The sequence below is a fragment of the Sphingomonas sp. Leaf62 genome (assembly GCF_001421915.1).
Taxonomy (GTDB): Bacteria; Pseudomonadota; Alphaproteobacteria; order Sphingomonadales; family Sphingomonadaceae; genus Sphingomonas.
The window spans coordinates 374,600-395,507 of sequence record NZ_LMLN01000028.1 but is presented as its reverse complement, the minus strand read 5'-3'; the positions used below and the strand labels follow the sequence as shown (position 1 = coordinate 395,507).

At 65.4% G+C, this 20,908-nt stretch carries 18 protein-coding genes; 11 read left to right on the top strand and 7 right to left on the bottom strand.

The window, feature by feature from the left end:
- The first annotated feature begins 85 nt into the window (after positions 1-85).
- Positions 86-811, top strand: a complete 726-nt coding sequence (locus tag ASE91_RS13345; RefSeq protein ID WP_156357838.1) for a DMP19 family protein — start codon at positions 86-88, stop codon at positions 809-811.
- 37 nt (positions 812-848) lie between these two features.
- Here ASE91_RS13345 and ASE91_RS13340 read toward each other — a convergent pair whose 3' ends face one another.
- A complete protein-coding gene (locus tag ASE91_RS13340) occupies positions 849-2,429 on the bottom strand; it encodes a long-chain fatty acid--CoA ligase (RefSeq protein ID WP_056626874.1) in 1,581 nt (526 codons plus the stop codon).
- Positions 2,430-2,476: 47 nt separating this feature from the next.
- Positions 2,477-6,064 (bottom strand): DNA polymerase III subunit alpha, encoded by a 3,588-nt coding sequence (gene dnaE, locus ASE91_RS13335; protein WP_056626873.1) that lies wholly within the window; start codon positions 6,062-6,064, stop codon positions 2,477-2,479.
- Positions 6,065-6,160: 96 nt separating this feature from the next.
- Here dnaE and ASE91_RS13330 point away from each other — a divergent pair, with 96 nt between their 5' ends.
- The gene (locus ASE91_RS13330; RefSeq protein ID WP_056626872.1) at positions 6,161-6,703 is read left to right on the top strand and encodes an HdeD family acid-resistance protein; all 543 of its coding nucleotides are present in this window, start codon (positions 6,161-6,163) and stop codon (positions 6,701-6,703) included.
- A gap of 28 nt (positions 6,704-6,731) precedes the next feature.
- Here the strand turns inward: ASE91_RS13330 and ASE91_RS13325 are convergent, their stop codons facing one another.
- The 3 genes from ASE91_RS13325 to ASE91_RS13315 are packed head-to-tail and all read right to left on the bottom strand — an operon-like array spanning position 6,732 to position 9,125.
- Positions 6,732-7,211, bottom strand: a complete 480-nt coding sequence (locus ASE91_RS13325) for a glutathione peroxidase (protein ID WP_056626870.1) — start codon at positions 7,209-7,211, stop codon at positions 6,732-6,734.
- A complete protein-coding gene (locus tag ASE91_RS13320) occupies positions 7,208-7,882 on the bottom strand; it encodes an ABC transporter ATP-binding protein (protein WP_056626869.1) in 675 nt (224 codons plus the stop codon). Before ASE91_RS13320 ends, ASE91_RS13325 begins: the two co-directional genes overlap by 4 nt.
- Positions 7,875-9,125, bottom strand: a complete 1,251-nt coding sequence (locus tag ASE91_RS13315; RefSeq protein WP_056626867.1) for a lipoprotein-releasing ABC transporter permease subunit — start codon at positions 9,123-9,125, stop codon at positions 7,875-7,877. The genes ASE91_RS13320 and ASE91_RS13315 overlap by 8 nt, the downstream gene beginning before the upstream one ends.
- Positions 9,126-9,918: 793 nt before the next feature.
- On the opposite strand from ASE91_RS13315, the gene ASE91_RS13310 reads away from it, so the two are divergent.
- Positions 9,919-10,407 carry an Hsp20 family protein gene (locus tag ASE91_RS13310; RefSeq protein ID WP_056626866.1) on the top strand — a complete coding sequence of 163 codons (489 nt, stop codon included), beginning with the start codon at positions 9,919-9,921 and terminating at the stop codon, positions 10,405-10,407.
- Positions 10,408-10,607: 200 nt separating this feature from the next.
- On the opposite strand, the gene ASE91_RS13305 is transcribed toward ASE91_RS13310, so the two are convergent.
- Both ASE91_RS13305 and secG read right to left on the bottom strand, forming a co-directional pair.
- A complete protein-coding gene (locus ASE91_RS13305; RefSeq protein ID WP_056626865.1) occupies positions 10,608-12,257 on the bottom strand; it encodes a CTP synthase in 1,650 nt (549 codons plus the stop codon).
- 93 nt (positions 12,258-12,350) lie between these two features.
- Complete coding sequence (gene secG, locus ASE91_RS13300) at positions 12,351-12,710, bottom strand: preprotein translocase subunit SecG (RefSeq protein ID WP_056626859.1); 360 nt, start codon at positions 12,708-12,710, stop codon at positions 12,351-12,353.
- Positions 12,711-12,933: 223 nt separating this feature from the next.
- On the opposite strand from secG, the gene ASE91_RS13295 reads away from it, so the two are divergent.
- From ASE91_RS13295 to eda, 8 genes are all read left to right on the top strand, one after another.
- Complete coding sequence (locus ASE91_RS13295; protein ID WP_055994965.1) at positions 12,934-13,257, top strand: MarR family transcriptional regulator; 324 nt, start codon at positions 12,934-12,936, stop codon at positions 13,255-13,257.
- Positions 13,214-14,083: a C40 family peptidase gene (locus ASE91_RS13290; protein WP_056626857.1), complete on the top strand. Its 870-nt coding sequence runs from the start codon at positions 13,214-13,216 to the stop codon at positions 14,081-14,083. The genes ASE91_RS13295 and ASE91_RS13290 overlap by 44 nt, the downstream gene beginning before the upstream one ends.
- Positions 14,080-15,009, top strand: a complete 930-nt coding sequence (gene argC, locus ASE91_RS13285) for an N-acetyl-gamma-glutamyl-phosphate reductase (protein ID WP_056626855.1) — start codon at positions 14,080-14,082, stop codon at positions 15,007-15,009. The genes ASE91_RS13290 and argC overlap by 4 nt, the downstream gene beginning before the upstream one ends.
- A 134-nt stretch (positions 15,010-15,143) precedes the next feature.
- The gene (gene zwf / locus ASE91_RS13280) at positions 15,144-16,604 is read left to right on the top strand and encodes a glucose-6-phosphate dehydrogenase (protein ID WP_055994974.1); all 1,461 of its coding nucleotides are present in this window, start codon (positions 15,144-15,146) and stop codon (positions 16,602-16,604) included.
- A gap of 58 nt (positions 16,605-16,662) precedes the next feature.
- On the top strand, positions 16,663-17,367 hold the full coding sequence (pgl, locus tag ASE91_RS13275; protein ID WP_056626854.1) for a 6-phosphogluconolactonase: 705 nt from the start codon (positions 16,663-16,665) through the stop codon (positions 17,365-17,367).
- The gene (gene edd, locus ASE91_RS13270) at positions 17,367-19,187 is read left to right on the top strand and encodes a phosphogluconate dehydratase (RefSeq protein ID WP_056626853.1); all 1,821 of its coding nucleotides are present in this window, start codon (positions 17,367-17,369) and stop codon (positions 19,185-19,187) included. The genes pgl and edd overlap by 1 nt, the downstream gene beginning before the upstream one ends.
- 117 nt (positions 19,188-19,304) lie before the next feature.
- Positions 19,305-20,273, top strand: a complete 969-nt coding sequence (locus ASE91_RS13265; protein WP_056626851.1) for a glucokinase — start codon at positions 19,305-19,307, stop codon at positions 20,271-20,273.
- Positions 20,270-20,878 carry a bifunctional 4-hydroxy-2-oxoglutarate aldolase/2-dehydro-3-deoxy-phosphogluconate aldolase gene (eda, locus tag ASE91_RS13260; protein ID WP_055994986.1) on the top strand — a complete coding sequence of 203 codons (609 nt, stop codon included), beginning with the start codon at positions 20,270-20,272 and terminating at the stop codon, positions 20,876-20,878. Before ASE91_RS13265 ends, eda begins: the two co-directional genes overlap by 4 nt.
- Positions 20,879-20,908 lie beyond the last annotated feature (30 nt).

The following is a 20,908-nucleotide window of genomic DNA, read 5'->3' as shown; positions in this document are numbered from 1 at the left end:
TAAGCGGGCAGTCCAACTCATGGGAAGACTTTTAGTAGGTCCGCAGATACGTCGATAACTTACAACCAGTCAGTTTCGAGCAAACATGACCGACAGCCGCCCAGTAATGACCGATGATGAATTCGAACAATCTGCATCCTATGCAGACGAACGATGGTGGATGACAGGGGAAGGACTGATCCATGTCCCGGCCGTCATGACCATCGAAGGATGGAACACCTACGGCCATCCCGGAAACCTTTTGCTTACGCCAGCACAGCGCACACTCATGATGTGGTCCGATATCGTGGGGCAGGTAAGTAACGGCGGCTTCGTTCAGTTTTGCGATAATTACGCTCAGGACCTTGCCTTGGGCGTCGCTGCGGTCGACACTCTGGAGTGGCCGGAGCTACGCAAGCGGTTTCGCCGTGCAATGACGGAACAGGCCGGTGACGCAACCGAACCCGAGCGGCAGCAACCGGTTCCGTTCAGCGATGATCCTGAAAAATGGCGCGCAAGTCGCAAGCGATTGATCCGTCACCTCGCACGCAAACATAAGCGGTGGTGGCAACCGACAACGGCGAGGGATATTGCGATTGTCGAAGCACGCCATGACGCAGAATGGCAAATCGAACTTAAATATCAGATAGCGGTAGCGTCAGGAGAATTAAAAAGTGGCGGAGAACGCTTTTTTGATTTCATCGATCCGCCAACTGTCGAGGCAGACGCGTTTGACGACTGGTTTTATACCGACAATACTAAGGCAACATCCACTATGTACGTTCACCGTTTTATCATGGAATACCGCGATCAGTTGTATCGGACGGCCTAGATTGAATACCGATCGACGGCACGTTATGTAGATCAGCTCACGTACCGACCAACACGTCCCGATATTGCTCCCGCAACGCCGTCTTCCTCAACTTCCCCGTCGCACTGTGCGGCAACGCGTCGACGAAGATCACGCGGTCGGGCAGCCACCATTTGGCAACCTTCGTCGCCAGATGCGCCAGCACCGCTTCGGCCGTCACCTCCGCGCCCGGCCGCTTGACCACCAGCAGCACCGGCCGTTCGTCCCAGCGCGGATGCGGCACGCCGATCGCCGCCGCCTCCGCCACGCCGGGACATCCGACCGCGGCATTTTCCAGATCGACCGAGCTGATCCATTCGCCGCCGGATTTAATAACGTCCTTTGCACGGTCGGTAATCTGCATCGTGCCGTCGGGGTGCAGCATCGCCACGTCGCCGGTGTCGAACCAGCCATCGGGGGTCAGCGCATCGCCGCTTTCGTCGCGGAAATAGCGTTTGAGCACCCATGGGCCGCGCACCTGCAACTGGCCCGACGTCTCGCCATCACGCGGCAGCACCGCGCCCGCTTCATCGACCGTGCGCAGTTCGACGCCGAACGGCACCTTGCCCTGTCGGCATACCTGATCGACGCGCTGGTCGAAGCTGAGGTCGTCCCAGTCCGCGCCGGCCGCGCCCATCGTGCCGATCGGCGAGGTTTCGGTCATGCCCCACGCATGGTTGACGCGGACGCCCATCCGCATGATCCGTTCGATCATCGCGCGCGGGGCCGCCGATCCGCCGATCGTCACGACCTGCAGATGTTCGGGCGCGGCGCCGGTCGCGTCCATATACTGAAACATCGCAAACCAGACGGTCGGCACGCCCGCCGAATGCGTCACCCGTTCGCGGTTCATCAGGTCGCACAGCACGGCGGGTTCGTTGACCGCCGAGAACACGACCTTGGCCCCCACCGCCGGCGCGGCAAAGGGCAGGCCCCAGCCGACCGCATGGAACATCGGCACCACCGGCAGGCACACCGCCCGCTGCGACAGATCGAATTCGTCGGGCTGCAACTCGGCGATGGCGTGCAGCACGTTCGAGCGGTGCGAATAGATCACGCCCTTCGGATCGCCGGTCGTGCCACTGGTATAGCAGATCATGCAATGGTCGCGCTCGTCGCCCTCGACCCATGCATAGTCGCCGGTCTCGGGCGCGATCAGCGTGGCGAAGGAGTCCGGCCCATCACCGTCCATCACGATGAAATGGTCGATACCGGACAGGCGCGGCTTCATCCGTTCGATGATCGGCGCGAACACTGCGTCGTAGAGCAGCACCCGATCGCCGGCGTGGTCGGCGATATAGGCCAGTTGGTCGTCGAACAGTCGCGGGTTGATGGTGTGGATGATGCCACCCATGCCGATCACGCCATACCACGCGATCAGGTGATGGGCGTGGTTCATCGCCATCGTCGCTACGCGGTCGCCGGGCCGGATGCCCAGCCGTTCCAGCGCTTGCGCCAACCGCCGCGCATCGTGCGCGATGCCCGCCCAGTTCGTCCGCGTCTCGCTGCCGTTCGCCCAGCGGGTGACGATCTCGCGACCCCCATGCTCACGCTCGGCATGGTCGAGCAACCGGGGTACTCGAAGTTCGAAATCCTGCATTCCGCCCAGCACGCGCACTCTCCTTCGCGAACGGGGCCGTACCGCCCCTATCCGACGGCAGCGATCGATGGCTTCACCGTATCGAACGCCGCGCTGGCGACACCTTGCAGCCTGCCGACCCGTTCGGCAAGCTCGCCATCCAGCTGGAAATCACGGCCCAGGCATACCCGAGCTTCGATTCCATCAATGGCGGGGATCGACACCCAGATTTCGCCACGGCCGCCGCGCTCGCCCATGACGAGTCCCGCCAGTGCCGGATACGCGGCGGCATCGTCAATGGTCAGATCCAGCCGCAGCCGGACGTCACGGGCGATCAGGTCGAACGGTTTGAGCGACTTGACCGTCGCCCGCGCGCTTTCATCCCCCGCGCGGCGATCGAGTTCGAGCGTGAACAGGCCGCATCCGCCGACCTTGCCGGCGGCTTCCAGATCGTTCGCCGGCCCCTCATCGAAGCACGTCACCGGCACCTGCCCCGTCGCATCGGACAGCGTGGCCATCATGTACCGCTTGCCGCGTGCCGAGGTCCGCCAGCGCGCATCCTCGACCAGTGCCGCCACCGTTGCACCGACCCGGCCACCCTCCGGCACGGGCGTGTCGGCCAGATCGGCGATTTTGCGCGCGCCATGTGCACTGGCGAGATGGGCGTAGCGATCGAGCGGGTGCGCCGAGAAATAGAAGCCGAACGCGTCCTTCTCCGCCGCGATCGCCTGCGTCAGCGACCAATGAACGTCGGGCATCCGGATCGCCGCCTCGGTCGCGCCGCTCGCTTCGCCGAACAGGCCGCCCTGCCCGCTCGACCGGTTCGCCTCGGTCCGCTGCGCCGTCGCCATCAGGGTGTCGGCCAGCGCATGGACCCCGGCCCGGTCGAGCGCGATACAGTCGAACGCACCGGCCGCCGCCAGCGTCTCGATCTGCCGCTTGTTCAGCAGCTTGGGGTCGACCCGCGTCGCGAAATCGTCGAGCGACTTGTACGGCCCCTTCGCCGCCCGCTCCTCGACCATCAGCTCCATCGCCCGCTCACCGACGCCCTTCAGCGCCGACAGCGCATAGCGCACCGCAAGGTCGCCACCGGTTTCCTCGACGCCGAAGGTCGCGTCGCTGGCGTTGATGCAGGGTGGCAGGCATTCGATGCGCAGCCGCTTCATATCGTCGACGAAGATCGCCAGCTTGTCGGTCTGCGCATAATCGAACGCCATCGACGCCGCATAGAATTCGTGCGGGTGATGCGCCTTCAGCCACGCCGTCTGATAGGCGAGCAACGCATAGGCCGCCGCGTGACTCTTGTTGAACCCATAGCCGGCGAACTTGTCGATCAGGTCGAACAGCTCGTTGGCTTTGGCCGCTGGGATGCCGTTCATCTCGGCACAGCCCTTCACGAAGATCGAACGCTGCGCGTCCATCTCCGCCTTGACCTTCTTGCCCATCGCGCGCCGCAGCATGTCGGCGCCGCCAAGCGAATAGCCGGCAAGAATCTGCGCGGCCTGCATCACCTGCTCCTGATAGACGAAGATCCCGTAGGTCTCCTTCAGGATCGGTTCGAGCAGGTCGTGCGGATAGATCAGCTCCTCGCGCCCGGCCTTGCGCGCGCCGAATGACGGAATGTTGTCCATCGGTCCCGGCCGGTACAGCGACACCAGCGCGATGATGTCCCCGAAATTGCTGGGCCGCACCGCGGTCAGCGTCCGTCGCATCCCTTCCGATTCCAGCTGGAACACGCCGACTGTGTCGCCGCGCTTCAGCAGGTCATAGGTGGCGACATCGTCCCACAACAGGCTGTCGAGATCGACGACGATCCCCCGCCGCGCCAGCAATTCCACCGCGAATTTGAGCACCGACAGGGTTTTGAGGCCCAGAAAGTCGAACTTCACCAGCCCCGCGCCCTCGACATATTTCATGTCGAACTGCGTGACCGGCATGTCGGACCGCGGATCGCGGTACAGCGGCACCAGCTCGCTGAGCGGTCGGTCGCCGATCACCACGCCCGCCGCGTGGGTCGAGCTGTGTCGCGGCAATCCCTCCAGCTTCATGGCGAGATCGAGCAGCCGCCGGACGTCCTTCTCGCCGGTATATTGCTGGTGCAGTTCCGATACGCCGTTGATCGCCCGGTCGAGCGTCCACGGATCGGTCGGATGGTTCGGCACCAGCTTGGCGAGGCGATCGACCTGCCCATAGCTCATCTGCAACACGCGGCCGGTATCTTTCAGCACCGCGCGCGCCTTAAGCTTACCGAAGGTGATGATCTGCGCCACCTGATCGCGGCCATATTTCTGCTGAACGTAGCGGATGACCTCGCCGCGCCGCGTTTCACAGAAATCGATGTCGAAGTCGGGCATCGACACGCGTTCCGGATTCAGAAAGCGTTCGAACAGCAACCCCAGCTTGATCGGGTCGAGGTCGGTGATGGTCAGTGCCCACGCCACTGCCGATCCCGCGCCCGACCCACGGCCCGGCCCGACCGGAATGTCGTGATCCTTCGCCCATTTGATGAAGTCGGCGACGATCAGGAAATAGCCCGGAAACCCCATCTGGCAGATGACGTCGAGTTCGAAGTCCAGCCGCTCGAAATAGTCCGGAAACTTCGCTTGCAGCTCGGCCTCGGACAGTTCGGGGATGGTGCCCGTCGCCGCCGGCGTCGGGGCATCTTCCCACGGCGCGGGCGCATCGACCGCGACTTCGGCCTGAACCATGCCCGCTTCCAGCGCGACGATCTTGCGCAAGCGATCGACGAGCCCGGCACGCGAATCGACCCGCAGCTTCAGCGCCTCGCCCTCGCGATCACCGGCAAGGCTGGGCAGGATCGGCTTGCGCTTGGGCGCCGCCACCGCGCAGCGCTGCGCGACGACCAGCGTGTTCGCCAGCGCCTCGGGCAGGTCGGCGAACATTTCCTGCATCACCGCTGCGGGCTTCAGCCATGCCTGCGGCGACGATCGCTGCCGATCCTCGCTCGCGACATAGCTGGACGAGGCGATACACAGCATGGCGTCGTGCGCGTCGTGGAAATCCGCCTCGGCGAAGCAGCATGGATTGGTCGCGACCAGCGGCAGGTCGCGGGCATAAGCGAGGTCGAGCAACTGTGCCTCGGCCCTGGCCTCGACCGCATCGTCGCGCCGCGCAATCTCGACATACAGCCGGTCGCCGAACAGTGCCTGCAACCGGTCGGCATAGGCCGTCGCTTCGTCGTCGCGCCCGGCCGCGAACAGCCGCGCCAGCGCCCCGTCGCCTGCGCCGGTCAGCGCAACCAGCCCGTCGCTGCGCCCGATCAGCGCATCGATCGGCACATGCGCGGGAACCTCGACCGGCCGGTCGAGATGCGCCATCGACACCAGCGCGCACAGATTGTCATAGCCGCGCGCGTCCTGCGCATAGAGCGGCAGCCAGTCGATTTCCGGCTCCACGCCCTCCAGACCGCCCGGCCGCGCGACCGCCAGCAGCGTCCCGACCACCGGCTGGACGCCCTGATCCCTGCATGCGTCCGAAAACGCCATTGCGGCATAGAGTCCGTTGCGATCGGACAGGCCGGCGGCGGGAAAGCCCAGCTTGCGCGCGACCTTGGCAATCGCCTTCGGTTCGATCGCGCCCTCCAGCATGGTGTAGGACGAAAAGATACGAAGCGGCACGAACCCGGAATGCGTCATCCGATGCACCTAACCATCGCCGGCTGATTCGACCAGTGGAGCGGACACGGAACCACGACGAACCGCGCCCGTTCGCTGCGGCAACAGGAGGACCCCATGATCGACCACGCCCGCGAACCCCGTATCACCACCCCCGGCTGGGGCTGGTCGCTCGCCTATGGCATCGTGTCGGTCGTGGTCGGCATCCTCGCCTTTGCCGCCCCCTTCCCCGCGACGCTGGCTGCGACGATGATCGTCGGCTTCCTGTTCCTCGCCGGCGGTGTGGCGTCGCTGATCGCCGCGGTTCGCGGGCGTAACGGGCGCGGCTATGCGCTGCTGTTCGGGCTGCTTTCGGTGGTCGCGGGTGGCTATATGGTGCTGGTGCCGGTCGGCGGCGCGCTGTCGCTGACGCTGATGATCATCCTCTGGCTCGGCGCGCGCGGTATCATGGAGTTGTTCGTCGGCTTCCGCTTCAAGCGGCTTCGGGTGCCGATGCTGCTGCTGGGTGTGCTCAACATCGTGCTGGCGATCCTGCTCTACACGACGGTACCTTGGTCGGCGCTGACCCTGCCGGGCTATATCCTCGGTGCCAGCTTCCTGTTCGGCGGCATCGTCGGGATCATGGGGGCGCTGCACGACCGGCGCGAGCAGGCGGCGTAAGGCGAACCCCTGCTCGGGGCGGATAGCGTTACGCCAACGCCGCCAGCACCGCGCCTTGCAGGTCCTCCGGTCTGGTCGTCGGCGCGAACCGGGTGACCTGGCCGTCGCGCCCGACCAGGAATTTGGTGAAGTTCCACTTCACCGCTTCGCTACCCAGCACGCCGGGGGCAGCCTGTTTTAGCGCGCGGAACAGCGGTGCGGCGTCGGCTCCGTTCACATCGACCTTGCCGAACACCGGAAAGCTGACGTCGTAGGTTAGCGAGCAGAATTGCGCGATTTCCGCCGCATCGCCCGGTTCCTGCCCGCCGAACTGGTTGCACGGGAAGCCCAGCACCGCAAAGCCCTGCTTGCCGAACGTGCGGTGCAACGCCTCCAACCCGGCATATTGCGGGGTGAACCCGCATTTCGATGCGACGTTGACGATCAGCAGCACTTTGCCACGATACGCCGCCAGCGTCGTCTCGGCACCATCGGCGGTCCGCACCGGCAGATCGTACAGGTCGCTCACACCAGCACCCCGTCCCGCAGCCGCACCACCCGGTCCATGCGGCTGGCCAGCCGTTCGTTGTGCGTCGCGACCAGCGCCGCCGACCCCTGCCCCTGCACCAGCCGGATGAATTCGGCGAAGACGACGTCCGCCGTCGCCTCGTCGAGATTGCCGGTCGGCTCATCGGCCAGCACCAGCGCCGGGCGATTGGCGAGCGCGCGCGCCACCGCCACCCGCTGCTGTTCGCCACCCGACAACTGGCTCGGCCGGTGATCGAGCCGCTGCCCCAGCCCGAGCGCGGTCAGCAATTCGCTCGCCCGCGTATCCGCCTCCGCACGCGTACCGCCGCGGACCAGCTGCGGCAGGACGACATTCTCCAGCGCGTTGAAATCGGGCAGCAGGTGGTGGAACTGATAGATGAAGCCCATCCGGTCGCGCCGCACGACGGTGCGCCGGTTGGCACCGGCCTTCGCAACCTGCTCGCCGCAGACGAGGATCTCGCCCTCGAACCCGCCCTCCAGCAGCCCGACTGCCTGCAACAGCGTCGACTTGCCCGACCCCGATGGCCCCAGCAGCGCGACGATCTCACCCGGCGCGACGGTCAGGTCGACCCCGCGCAACACGTCGATCGTCACCGCCCCTTGCGTGAAGCTCCGCTTCAGTCCGCGGGTCTGGAGAACGGGCTCAGTCATAGCGCAGCACCTGCACGGGATCGGTATTGGCCGCCTTGAACGCCGGATACAGCGTGGCAAGGAACGAGAAGAGCAAAGCGACCAGCGCGATCGTCACCACCTCGACCGGATCGACCTTCGACGGCAATTCGGTCAGATAGCGCATCGTCGGGTCCCAGATGTCGACGCCGGTCACCGCACCGATCCCCTCGACCACCTTTTGCCGGAACGTCAGAAACACGAAGCCGAGGAGCAGCCCCGCGCCGACGCCCAGCGCGCCGATCGTCGTGCCGACGGTCATGAAGATGCGCAGCAACCCACCGCGGGTCGCCCCCATCGTCCGCAGGATAGCGATGTCGCGCGTCTTGGCGCGGACCAGCATGATGAGCGACGACAGGATATTGAACACCGCGATCAGGATGATGATCGACAGCACGGTGAAGGTGACGATCCGGTCGACCGACAGCGCCTGGAACAATTCGGAATTGAGTTGTCGCCAGTCGGTGATCTGCGCGCTCGCCACGAATTTCTGGCGCAGCGGCGCGAGGATGCGGTCGACATCGTCGGGGTCGGACGTCTCCAGTTCGATCGACCCGACCGAATCGCCGGTCAGCAGCAGTTGCTGTGCATCCTCGATCGGCATGATGACGAACGCCTTGTCGTAATCATACACGCCGACCTCGACGATCGCGGCGATGCGGTACGGCACCTGCCGGATCATCGTGCCGAACGGCGTCGTCGGCCCCTGCGGACTGATGACCGTGATCTCGCTGCCGACCGTCACGCCCAGCGCCATCGCCAGCCGGCTGCCGATCACGACATTGCCGCTGCCCGGCGTCACGGCGTTCAGTGAGCCCTGCTTCACATTGTCGCGGATCGTCGGGTTGTCGCGAATATCCTCGACCCGCATGCCGCGCATCAGGATGAATTCGGACCGGCCGTTATAGGTCGCGAACAGCGGCTGTTCGATCAGCGGCGTCGCGCTGGTCACGCCCGGCGTCCGCCGCGCCTCCGCCGCGATCCGCCGCCAATCGGGCAGCTGGTTGTTATATCCCTGGATCAGCGCATGGCCGTTCAGCCCGACGATCTTGTCGAACAGCTCGGCACGAAAACCGTTCATCACGCTCATGACGATGACCAGCGCGGCGACGCCCAGCATCACCGCGACGAGGCTGATCGATGCGACCAGCGCGATGAACGCCTCACCCCGTCCGGGCAACAGATAGCGGCGGGCGATCATCCGCTCGTAACGCGATAGCAGCATAGGGGCGGTCGGTGTCCTCGAACGGAGCCCCCTCGAACGGGGCGTTGCAGGGGCTGTAGGTAGGCGCTGGTCCGACTTCAATCCATGCTGTTGCCAAATCGACACATGGTTACGAAAACCGTAGCAAAGCTGCCGCAAAGCCGGTGACAGACTCGGTCCGGTTCCGTATCGAAGATCGTACGAAGCGCAGGCAAGCAAGGCCACGGTTCGGGGAGGCCAACCGGCTCCGCCCTGGAAGGGGGGAAGGGGCGTAGAAGCGGTGGCAACCAAGGGGGCTGACGAGCGATCGTCACGCAGGCGGCCGGGCTGGCAACAGCCCGGCCGTTTGCCGTTTCAGGGTCTCGTCTCCGGAAACATGCGTCCGCTGCCGCTCCCGGTCGCATTTCCCTTCTCGCCGAACTCTTCCTGCGTAAGTCGTTATGATCGAACGCAAAATCAAAAGAATGGTCGGCAGCTGCGCTTCAAAAGTCACGAAAGTCACACTCGCCACGTTTTGGCGGGTTACGTCGATCGACCTGTGTACGGTGTCAAATAGCGAGGAGGAGGACCGCCGGACCGTAATGATGGCATGGGCAGACGCTGTAGGACAGCGGTTCGCCGGCGGAGGCAGCGACACCCAAATGGTGGAACCACCACATTGGCGACGGCCTTAAAAGTCGTTCCGCGAAACCTCTTGAAGCGCCTTACCAGCGAACCATATCGGTTCACGAACGGTGCCTTTCGGGCCGTTCGCGAACCGGCATCGCTTCGTGGATGCCGCTCGGTTCAACTCGCTTCTGTTGGAGGATTTGACATGCGTAGCTTCGACTTCACCCCCTATCGCCGCTCGACCATCGGCTTCGATCGTCTGTTCGACATGCTCGAAAACAACGCGCGCGCGACGACGGGCGAAAACTATCCGCCCTTCAATCTCGAACGTCTGGCCGAAGACCGCTATCGCATCACGCTGGCGATCGCCGGTTTCAAGCGCGAAGAGGTGGACATCACCGCCCAGCAGAACCTGCTGGTGGTGTCGGGTCGCAAGGCCGAGCAGACCGACGCACAGAAGAGCGCGGTCCTGCATCTGGGCATCGCCAACCGCAGCTTCGAACGCCGGTTCGAACTGGCCGATTTTATCGTCGTCGAAAACGCCGACCTTGCCGATGGCTTGCTGACCATCGACCTGCGTCGCGAAATCCCCGACGCGATGAAGCCGCGCCGCATCGCGATCGGCGGCACGACCGAACAGCCGGTCATCGCCAATGACGCGGCCGGGAGCGACGAATCGGCACACGCCGCCTAACCTGCGGCGCGCTGTTTGCTGGCGCGCCGGGGGGCGGGCGTCCGAACCGGATGGGTTCGGGCGCCCGTTCGCGTTTGTGAGACGCCCCTTGCCACGTCGTCCTTCTCGAGCAGGCGAGAATTCACAAACGCAACGCTTGTGATCGACGTCCAAACGTCAGCGTATATGGATTTCCGCCTTCGCGGGAAGGACGAGTGGAATTAAACCAGCCGCGACTGCTTCACCGCCGCGGCGACGAAGCTCGCGAACAGCGGGTGCGGATCGAACGGCTTGGACTTCAGCTCCGGGTGGAACTGCACGCCGACGAACCATGGATGGTCGGGCCGCTCGACGATTTCGGGCAGCATCCCGTCGGGCGACATGCCGGAGAACACCAGCCCGCCAGATTCCAGCATCTCGCGATAGCCGGTGTTGACCTCATAGCGATGGCGATGCCGCTCGCTGATCGACGTCCCGCCATAGATCGACGCGACGACCGAATTGCCCGTCAGCGTCGCTTCATAGGCGCCCAGCCGCATCGTGCCGCCCAGATCGCCGTCCGATTCGCGCTTCTGGATGCCCTCGGGGCTCATCCATTCGGTAATCATGCCGACCACCGGCTGATCGGTCGGGCCGAATTCGGTCGACGACGCGTCCGGAATCTTACCGGTGGTGCGAACGCCCTCGATACAGGCCATCTGCATCCCGAAGCAGATCCCGAAGTAAGGCACCTTGCGCTCGCGTGCGAAGCGGACGCTGGCGATCTTGCCTTCGGCCCCCCGCTCGCCGAACGCGCCGGGAACGAGGATCGCGTGGCACGGCTCCAGCTCGGCGGCGACCATGTCGTGATCGCCCTCGAACAGTTCCGCGTCGATCCAGCGGATGTTGACCTTGACCCGGTTGGCGATGCCACCGTGCACCAGCGCCTCGTTGAGCGACTTGTACGCATCCTGCAGCCCGACATATTTGCCGACCACGCCGATCGTGACTTCGCCTTCGGGATTCTGGAGGCGGTCCATGATTTCGCTCCAGCGCGACAGGTCGGGCGCGTCGCCCGGTTCGATCCCGAAGGCACGCAGCACCTCGGCGTCGAGCCCCTCGGCATGATATTGCTCGGGCACCGCATAGATGCTCGACGCGTCGAGGGCGGGAATGACCGCAGCGGCCGGCACGTTGCAGAACAACGCGATCTTCGCCCGTTCGCTCGCCGGCAGCGGCTTTTCACAGCGGCAGACCAGCACGTCGGGCTGTACGCCCAACGCCGCCAGTTCGCGCACCGAATGCTGTGTCGGCTTGGTCTTCAGCTCGCCCGCCGCCGCGATATAGGGCACCAGCGTGACGTGGATGCTGATCGAGCGGCCGCGGCCGAGTTCGTTCTTCAGCTGGCGAATCGCCTCGATGAACGGCAGCGATTCGATGTCGCCGACCGTCCCGCCGATCTCGCACAATACGAAATCCAGATCCTGACCGTCGTCGTCGACGGTATCGGCCTGTGCGAACGCCTTGATCGCGTCGGTCACGTGCGGGACGACCTGCACCGTCGCGCCCAGATAATCGCCACGCCGTTCGCGCTGGATGATCGTCTGATAAATGCGGCCCGAGGTGACGTTGTCCGACTGATGCGCCGCCACGCCGGTGAAGCGTTCATAGTGACCGAGGTCGAGGTCGGTTTCCGCCCCGTCGTCGGTCACATAGACTTCGCCATGCTGATAGGGCGACATCGTGCCCGGATCGACGTTCAGATACGGATCGAACTTGCGGATGCGGACCTTGTAGCCCCGCGCCTGCAAGAGTGCTGCGAGAGAGGCCGCCATGAGGCCCTTGCCGAGCGACGAGACCACGCCGCCGGTGATGAAGATATACCGCGCCATGGGAGATATCGCCTAGCGTCGAACGCCATCGCCGCCAAGCGCGGGATTGCTCCCACGCCCGCGAAATACGACGGACCGGTTGATGAAAGTGGTTTAGCGGGCCAGCGGGACCGCACCGTTGTCGGCACCCGTCAGGTTGCCGATCGGATCGGCCGCCGGATTGGCCGGTGCGCTGGCGGCGGGCGGCGGAGTCGTCGGCCGTGCCAGCGAGGTATCGATGGAATTAGCCCCTTGATTCGCCGCGATCACCGCCAGCGCGATGCTCATCGCGATGAACAGCCCGGCGAGGACCGCGGTCGCCCGCGTCAGGAAATCGGCGGCACCCCGTGCCGACATCAGTCCCGACGGGCTGCCGCCGGTGGTCAGCCCGCCGCCTTCCGACTTCTGCATGAGGATCACCGTCACGAGCAGCGCGGCAATGATCGCATGGACGACAAGCAGGAAGGTGAACATGGTCGGGGAACATTTCCGAAAGAAAGGAGTGCGGGTTCGAAGCGGGCCACATAGGCGAGCGCGGCCCGCCAATCAACCGAGCGCCACCGACCCGATCGTCACATTATCGTATCGACCGGGAAACCAAGCGCGCAACTGCGACGTTCATGTTTCGACCCCGCCTCACGGCCTGTATCGACGTTAGGTTGCTGCGATGTTTCCAACTATTCCACTGAAAAAATGGATGGACGGCTTGGTCGACTATGTCCGTTCGGGCGAGCCGGACCTGACCAACCGACAGATGGCGCTGATGATGATCGTCTATCTGCAACCCGGCCCGCATACCGTGCGCGGTCTTGCCCGTGCGCTGAACGTATCGAAGCCCGTCGTAACGCGCGCCTTGAATCGTCTGGGTACGCTCGGCTATCTCCGCCGCCAACGCGACGATGCCGACAAGCGGAACATCTTCGTTGCGCAGACCAGCGAAGGGGCCAATTTTCTTGCAGAGTTCGGGCAGTTCATGGGTGGCGACGGCGTCGGCGACTTCCAACGACGGGTCAGCGCGTAGCCGCTTCGCGCTCCGCGAACGTTCGGTCGCGCTCGACTCCCGAATCGACGCGGTCCGCCGCGATCTGGCCGATATCCGCCTCGCCGACCGGGTCTTTGCGCCGCATTACGCCGTACCGGCACGACGCAGCATCGGCCAGGTGACTGCCATTCTCGGCGCTCCCGCGGGACATGTCGTATCGCAGGCATTGGCCGGCGAGCCGTTCGACGTCCTCGAATTCACCTCGACCCATGGCTGGGGACGTTCGCCGGTCGACGGTAGCGTCGGATTCGTGGCGCGTGCCGCACTGGTCGACGCCTACGACACATCGCATGTCGTCGGTACCGCCAATTCCGTCCTGTACGCCGATCGTTCGCTCGATCGCCCGCTTCCGCTGTCGCTGCCGATGGGCAGTCGCGTCGCAGCCGTTCCTGCGAACGACGAATGGGCGGAGGTTGACGGCGGATATCTGCTCGCGACGACGCTGTTGCCGCTGTCGGACGAAACGGGTGATGCCGTTGCCTATGCACTGCGCCTGAAGGGGGTGCCCGTCCTGCCCGGCGGTCGATCGGGCGACGGGGTCGATGCGGCCGGCCTGATCTTTCTGGCGTTGTCGCTCGCCGGATCGCCGCCGGCACGGTTCGTCGACTTGCAGGCGGAGACGATCGGCACGCCGTTGGCGGCCGGCGATCCATTGCAGCGCGGCGACCTGATCTTCTTTAATGACCATGTCGCAATGCTGGTCGATACCGATACCGTCATCCATGCCGACGACGTCGTGCGGTGCGAACCCGTCGCCGCGCTCGACCGGTTCGGCCCCATTCGCGCCCGGAGGCGCCCCGCATGACCGTTCGCGTCTTCATCGACGGTGCCGCCGGCACCACCGGCCTCGAAATCGCCGACCGGCTGTCGGGCCGGACCGAGATCGACTTCATCACGCTCGACGACACCCGTCGCAAGGACGCGGCGGCGCGGCGCGAGGCGCTGAACGATGCCGATTTCGTCATCCTGTGCCTGCCCGACGACGCGGCACGCGAGGCGGTGTCGCTGATCGACAACGACCGCACCCGCGTGATCGACGCGTCGACCGCACACCGCGTCGCCGATGGCTGGACCTATGGCATGGCCGAGCTGGAGCCATCGCAGCCGGGCACGATCGCGACGGCGATGCGCGTGTCGAATCCGGGCTGTTATCCGACCGGCTTCCTCGCGCTGGTGCGGCCGCTGGTCCGGGCCGGGCTGATCCCGCACGAATGGCCGGTCAGCGTCAACGCGGTCTCAGGCTATTCGGGTGGCGGCAAGGCGATGATCGCGGCGTTCGAGAACGGCGAAACCGATACCGCATGGCTCGGCTATGGCCTGTCGCTCGCGCACAAGCACGTGCCCGAGATGCAGCGTCACGCCCGCCTCGCCCATCCGCCGCTGTTCCAGCCGTCGGTCGCGCGGACCTATCGCGGGATGGTGGTCGAGGTCCCGTTGCCGCTGTTCGCGTTCCACCGTCGCCCCAGCCTGTCGGCGATCGAACAGACGCTGCGCGAGGCCTATCGTGAATCGCCGGTGGTCCGCGTCCTCGACGGTGACGACAGCGCGATCCCGATCGAGGCCGATGCCGGCACCGATCGCCTGTCGCTGCGCGTGTTCGGTAATATGGAGACGGGTCAGGCCCGGCTGATCGCGACGCTCGACAATCTGGGCAAGGGCGCAGCCGGTGCGGCGGTTCAGAACTTCAACCTGATGGCCGGTTTCGACCAGACGGCGGGCCTGACGCTCTGAGCGCGGCCAGTCTTCTGCACCTAATATTCGGACGTTTCACGCAATCGTTTCGCGTCGCATGTCCATGCCGCCTTCGCGTTTGCGAAATAGGCTGCTAGGAGCGCGCGGGACCGAGTTTGAAGATAGGAGCACGCATGACGAGGCAAGCGGTAGGGAAGCTGCTGTTGTTCGGCGCGACCGGGGATTTGTCGCAACGGATGCTGCTCCCCTCGCTCTACGGCCTCCATGCCGATGGCCTGTTGCCCAACGGCCTGACCATCACCGGCACCGCGCGCCACGAGCATGACGATGACGGCTTCCGCGCCTTCGCCAAGCATGCGCTCGACGAGTTCCTGCCCGACGATCGCAAGGACGAGGCGGCAATCGACGGCTTTCTCGCGCGGCTGCAATATCAGCCGCTCGACGCATCGAACGTCGACGGTTTCGCCGCTCTTGCCCGCAAGCTCGGCGATATTTCGGGCGGCCTCGCGATCTTCCTGTCGACCGCGCCGTGGCTGTTCGGCCCGACCATCACCGGCCTGAAGAGCGCCGGCCTGACCGGACCCGAAGTCCGCATCAGCCTCGAAAAGCCACTCGGCAAGGATCTTGAATCGAGCCGTGAGATCAACGATCTGGTCGCCGCCGCCTTTCCGGAGGAGCGGACCTTCCGGATCGACCATTATCTGGGCAAGGAAACCGTCCAGAACATTCTGGCGCTGCGGTTCGGCAATGCGATGTTCGAACCCGTGTGGAATGCGCGCGGCATCGACCATGTCCAGATCACCATTTCGGAGACGGTCGGCCTCGAAGGGCGCGCGGGCTATTATGACGAGGTCGGCGCGCTGCGCGACATGGTCCAGAACCATGTCATGCAACTGGTCGCGCTGATCGCGATGGAGCCGCCCGCCAAGTTCGACGGCACCTCGATCCGCGACGAAAAGGTCAAGGTCCTGCGGTCGCTGCGCCCGATCGGTGCGGCCGAGGTCAACACCCACACCGTCACCGGCCAATATGACGCCGGCGCGGTGAAGGGCGAGATCGTCCGGGGATATGACGAGGAACTGGGCAAGGATTCGGACACCGAAACCTTCGTCTCGGTGAAGGCGCATATCGACAACTGGCGCTGGCAGGGCGTGCCCTTCTACCTGCGCACCGGCAAGCGGATGCAGGATCGCCACTCGGAAATCTCGATCCAGTTCAAGCCGGTACCACATTCGATCTTTGCCGATCGTGGCGGCCGGTTGCAGCCCAACACGCTGGTCATCCGCCTTCAGCCCGAGGAATATGTCCGCCTGCTGGTGATGGCCAAGGAACCCGGCCTCGACCGCGACGGCATCCGCCTGCGCGAAGTGCCGCTCGACCTGTCGCTGACCACCGCCTTTGCCGGCACCCGCCGCCGGATCGCCTATGAGCGGCTGCTGCTCGACCTGATCGAAGGCGATCCGACGCTGTTCGTCCGTCGCGACGAGGTGGAGGCGCAGTGGCAATGGATCGACGCGATCCGCGAGGGGTGGAAAGCGAATGCGACCAGTCCCAAGGGCTATCCATCGGGAAGCTGGGGACCGAATGCCAGCGTCGCACTGACCGAACGCGATGGGGTGACGTGGAACGAGTGAGCGGCTGACGCGCTCCCGTTCCGGTCCCCCGGTTGGATTTTTGCAGGATACGAGACACATGACCGAGATCGAATGGTGGGAATATGACGAACCCGCCGAATTCGCCGACGCGCTGGCCGGCGATATCCAGTTCATCATCGAATCGGCGATCGACGCGCGCGGCGCGGCGGTGATCGCGCTGGCGGGCGGTCGCACCCCTGCCCCGATCTATGAACGGCTGATCAAGGCGAAGCTCGACTGGAAGCGTGTGACGATCGTCCCCACCGACGACCGGATCGTGCCGATGGGCGACGCGATGTCGAACGTCACCGGCCTTGCCAAGGTGTTCCTGCCCAAGGGCGCGCGAGTCATTCCGCTGACCGCCGAAAAGGCACCGGATTACAAAGCCGCCGGCCGCGCCGCCGATGCGCGGTTGCAGGACCTGCACCGGCCGCTTGACCTCTGTCTGCTCGGCATGGGTGCCGATGGCCATACCGCGTCGATCTTCCCCGGCCCCGACCTGACCGAGGCGCTGACCGGTCCCAAAGAACGCCGCGCGCTGGGTGTCATGCCCGACCCGCTGCCGCCCGAAGCACCCGTCGCCCGCGTGACGTTGAGCCACGCCGCGATCGCCTCGGCGCGCGCGCTGATGATCGCGATCACCGGCGATGAAAAGAAATCGGTGCTCGAACGCGCGATCGATCAGGGCGCGTCGTCGGCCTATCCGATCGGCCGCGTGCTGGCCGAAGTCGAACTTCCCGTCGATATTCATTGGAGCCGCTAATGGCCCTCAACGCCACGATCGCCGCCGTCACCGACCGCATCATCGAAGCGTCGCGGACCAAGCGTGCCGCCTATCTCGCGTTGATCGACCGGGAGCGCGAAAGCGGCGTCGACCGGCCGATGCTCGGCTGCGCGAACCTCGCCCATGCCTATGCCGGCACAGACGAGGATCGCGATGCGATGCGTCCGGCCAACCGGATGAACATCGGCATCGTCACCGCGTACAACGACATGCTGTCGGCGCACGCCCCCTATTATCGCTATCCCGAACAGATGAAGGTCTGGGCGCGCGAAGCGGGCGTGACCGCGCAGGTCGCGGGCGGGGTGCCGGCGATGTGCGACGGCGTGACGCAGGGCTTTCCCGGCATGGAATTGTCGCTGTTCAGCCGCGACACGATCGCGCTGTCGACGGCGGTGGCATTGAGCCACGGCGCGTTCGAGGGCGCGGCGCTGCTCGGCATCTGCGACAAGATCGTGCCCGGGCTGTTGATGGGCGCGCTGCGTTTCGGGCATCTGCCGATGGTGCTGATCCCCGGCGGTCCGATGCGATCGGGCATCCCCAACAAGCAGAAGGCGGCGGTCCGCGAAGCCTATGCCGAGGGCAAGGTCGGGCGCGAGGAACTGCTCGACGCCGAAATCGCCGCCTATCATGGCAAGGGCACCTGCACCTTCTATGGCACCGCCAATTCGAACCAGATGATGGTCGAGGCGATGGGCCTGCACGTTCCCGATGCCGCCTTTGCCAATCCGGGCACCAAGCGTCGGCAGGAACTGACCCGCTACGCTGTCCACCGCCTCGCCGAAATCGGCTGGGACGGTGACGATTATCGCCCGATCGGCCGGGTGGTCGATGAAAAGGCGATCGTGAATGCCGCGATCGTGCTGCTGGCGACCGGCGGGTCGACCAATCACCTGATCCACCTGCCCGCGATCGCACGCTGTGCCGGGATCGTCATCGACTGGGACGACTTCAACCGCCTGTCCGAAGTCGTGCCGCTGCTCACCCGCGTCTATCCCAACGGGTCGGCCGATGTGAACGGGTTCGAGGATGCCGGCGGACCGTCGTTCGTCATTCGCGAACTGTTGCGCGGCGGGCTGCTCCACAGCGACGTGCTGACCATCGCGAAGGACGGCATGGCCGCCTATGGCCGCCAGTCGACCGTCGAGGACGACAAGCTGGTCTGGAAGGACCATGCCCCGGTGAGCGGCGACGACACCATCGTCCGGACCGTCGACGCCCCGTTCGCGCCCGAAGGTGGTTTCCGCATCCTCGAAGGGAATATCGGCCGCGCCTGTATCAAGGTGTCGGCGGTCGACCCCGATCGCTGGGTCATCGAAGCGCCCTGCCGCGTGTTCAGCGACCAGGCATCGGTGCAGGCGGCGTTCAAGGCCGGCGAACTCGACCGCGACGTCGTGGTCGTGGTCCGCCATCAGGGGCCGCGCGCCAACGGCATGCCGGAGCTGCACAAGCTGACCCCGCCGCTGGGCGTGCTTCAGAATCGCGGCTTCCGCGTGGCGCTGGTCACCGACGGGCGCATGTCCGGGGCGTCCGGCAAGGTGCCGGCGGCGATCCACCTCTCACCCGAAGCATTGGGCGGCGGGCCGATCGGCAAGCTGCGCGACGGCGACGTCATCCGCCTCGACGCGAATGCCAATACGCTGGCGGCGCTGGTTCCGGCGGAGGAATGGGCCGCGCGCGACCACGCGCCCACCCCCCCCGCAGCGGACGGCACCGGTCGCGAACTCTTTGCGATGATGCGACAGGGCGCGAGCGAGGCGGAAGCCGGCGGTTCGGCGATGCTCGCGGCGGCGGGGCTGTAGGACGACAGGTAAACGTACCCCCGCGCAGGCGGGGGTCCAGAGCCACCAGCGTCGACCTGCGCAACTCTGGATCCCTGCCTGCGCGGGGATACGCAAAAGGAATATAGGGGAGAGGTCATGGAAGTCGTTGCGGTAGATATCGGCGGCACGCACGCCCGCTTCGCGATCGCCGAGGTCGAGGACGGCCGGGTGGTCCATCTGGGCGAACCGACCACGCAGAAGGTCGCCGAACATGGCAGCCTGCAACTCGCATGGCGTGCGTTCGAGCGCACCCTCGGCCGCCCGCTGCCCACCGCCGCCAGCCTCGCGGTCGCCTCGCCGGTCAACGACACGCTAATCAAGTTCACCAACAATCCGTGGATCATCCGTCCGCCGTTGATGCAGGAACGGCTCGGCGTCGAAACGTGGACGATCATCAACGATTTCGGCGCAGTCGGCCATGCCGTGGCGCAGGTAGACCAGGACGACTTCATCCATCTGTGTGGTCCCGAAGGTCCGCTGCCGACGCGCGGCGTCGTCACGATCTGCGGTCCGGGCACCGGTCTGGGTGTCGCGCAACTGCTGCGGACCCCGGAGCGGTATCATGTCCTCGAAACCGAAGGCGGGCATCAGGATTTCGCCCCGCTCGACGGTATCGAGGATGCGCTGCTCAAGCGGTTGCGCAAGGCGCATGGCCGCGGATCGAACGAGCGCGCCTGTGCCGGGCCGTCGATCGTCGCGTGGTATGAGACGCTGGCGGAGATCGAGGGCGTGTCGGTGCCGCACAGCGACGACAAGACCATCTGGGCCGCCGCGCTCGACGGCACGGACAGCATCGCCGTCGCAGCGCTCGACCGCTTCTGCCTGACGCTTGGTGCCGTTGCCGGCGACCTCGCGCTGGCGCAGGGTGCGAAGGCGGTGGTCATCGCCGGCGGCCTTGGCCTGCGCCTGAAGGATCACCTGCTCGAATCGGGATTCGGCACCCGCTTCACCTCGAAAGGCCGTTTCCAGACGCTGATGGCGGGTATCCCCGTCAAGCTCATCACCCATCCCCAGCCCGGCCTGTTCGGGGCCGCTGCCGCCTTTGCACAGGAGCACGCTCGATGACCGTCACCATCGCCGACATCATGCAGACCAGCCCGGTCATCCCGGTCCTGGTCATTCACGACGCCGCCGACGCTCGCCCGATGGCGGAGGCGCTGGTCAAGGGCGGGCTGCGCGTTCTCGAAGTGACGCTGCGCACCCCGGCCGCGCTGGAAGCCATTGCCGAGATGAAGAAGGTCGACGGCGCGATCGTCGGTGCCGGCACCGTCGTCAGCGCCGATCAGTTCAAGCAGGCGATGGACGCCGGCAGCGAGTTCATCGTCTCGCCGGGCCTGACCGAAACCATCGGTCGCCCGATCATCGACAGCCGCGTCCCGTTCCTGCCGGGCATCGCCAATGCCGGCGATATCATGCGCGGCCTCGACCTTGGCCTCACGCATTTCAAGTTCTTCCCGGCGGAAGCATCGGGTGGTTTGAAGGCGCTGAAGGCGCTCGCCGCGCCCTTCTATCAGGCGAAGTTCTGCCCGACCGGCGGCATCACCGAAGCGACCGCGCCCGAATGGCTGGCGTTCGATCCGGTGCTGTGTGTCGGTGGCAGCTGGATCGTCGGCGCGACCCATGCCGAAACCGAAACCCGCGCGCACGCGGCGGCGGGTCTGCGGGCGTAAAATCCTCCCCGCTCCGCGGGGAGGGGGACC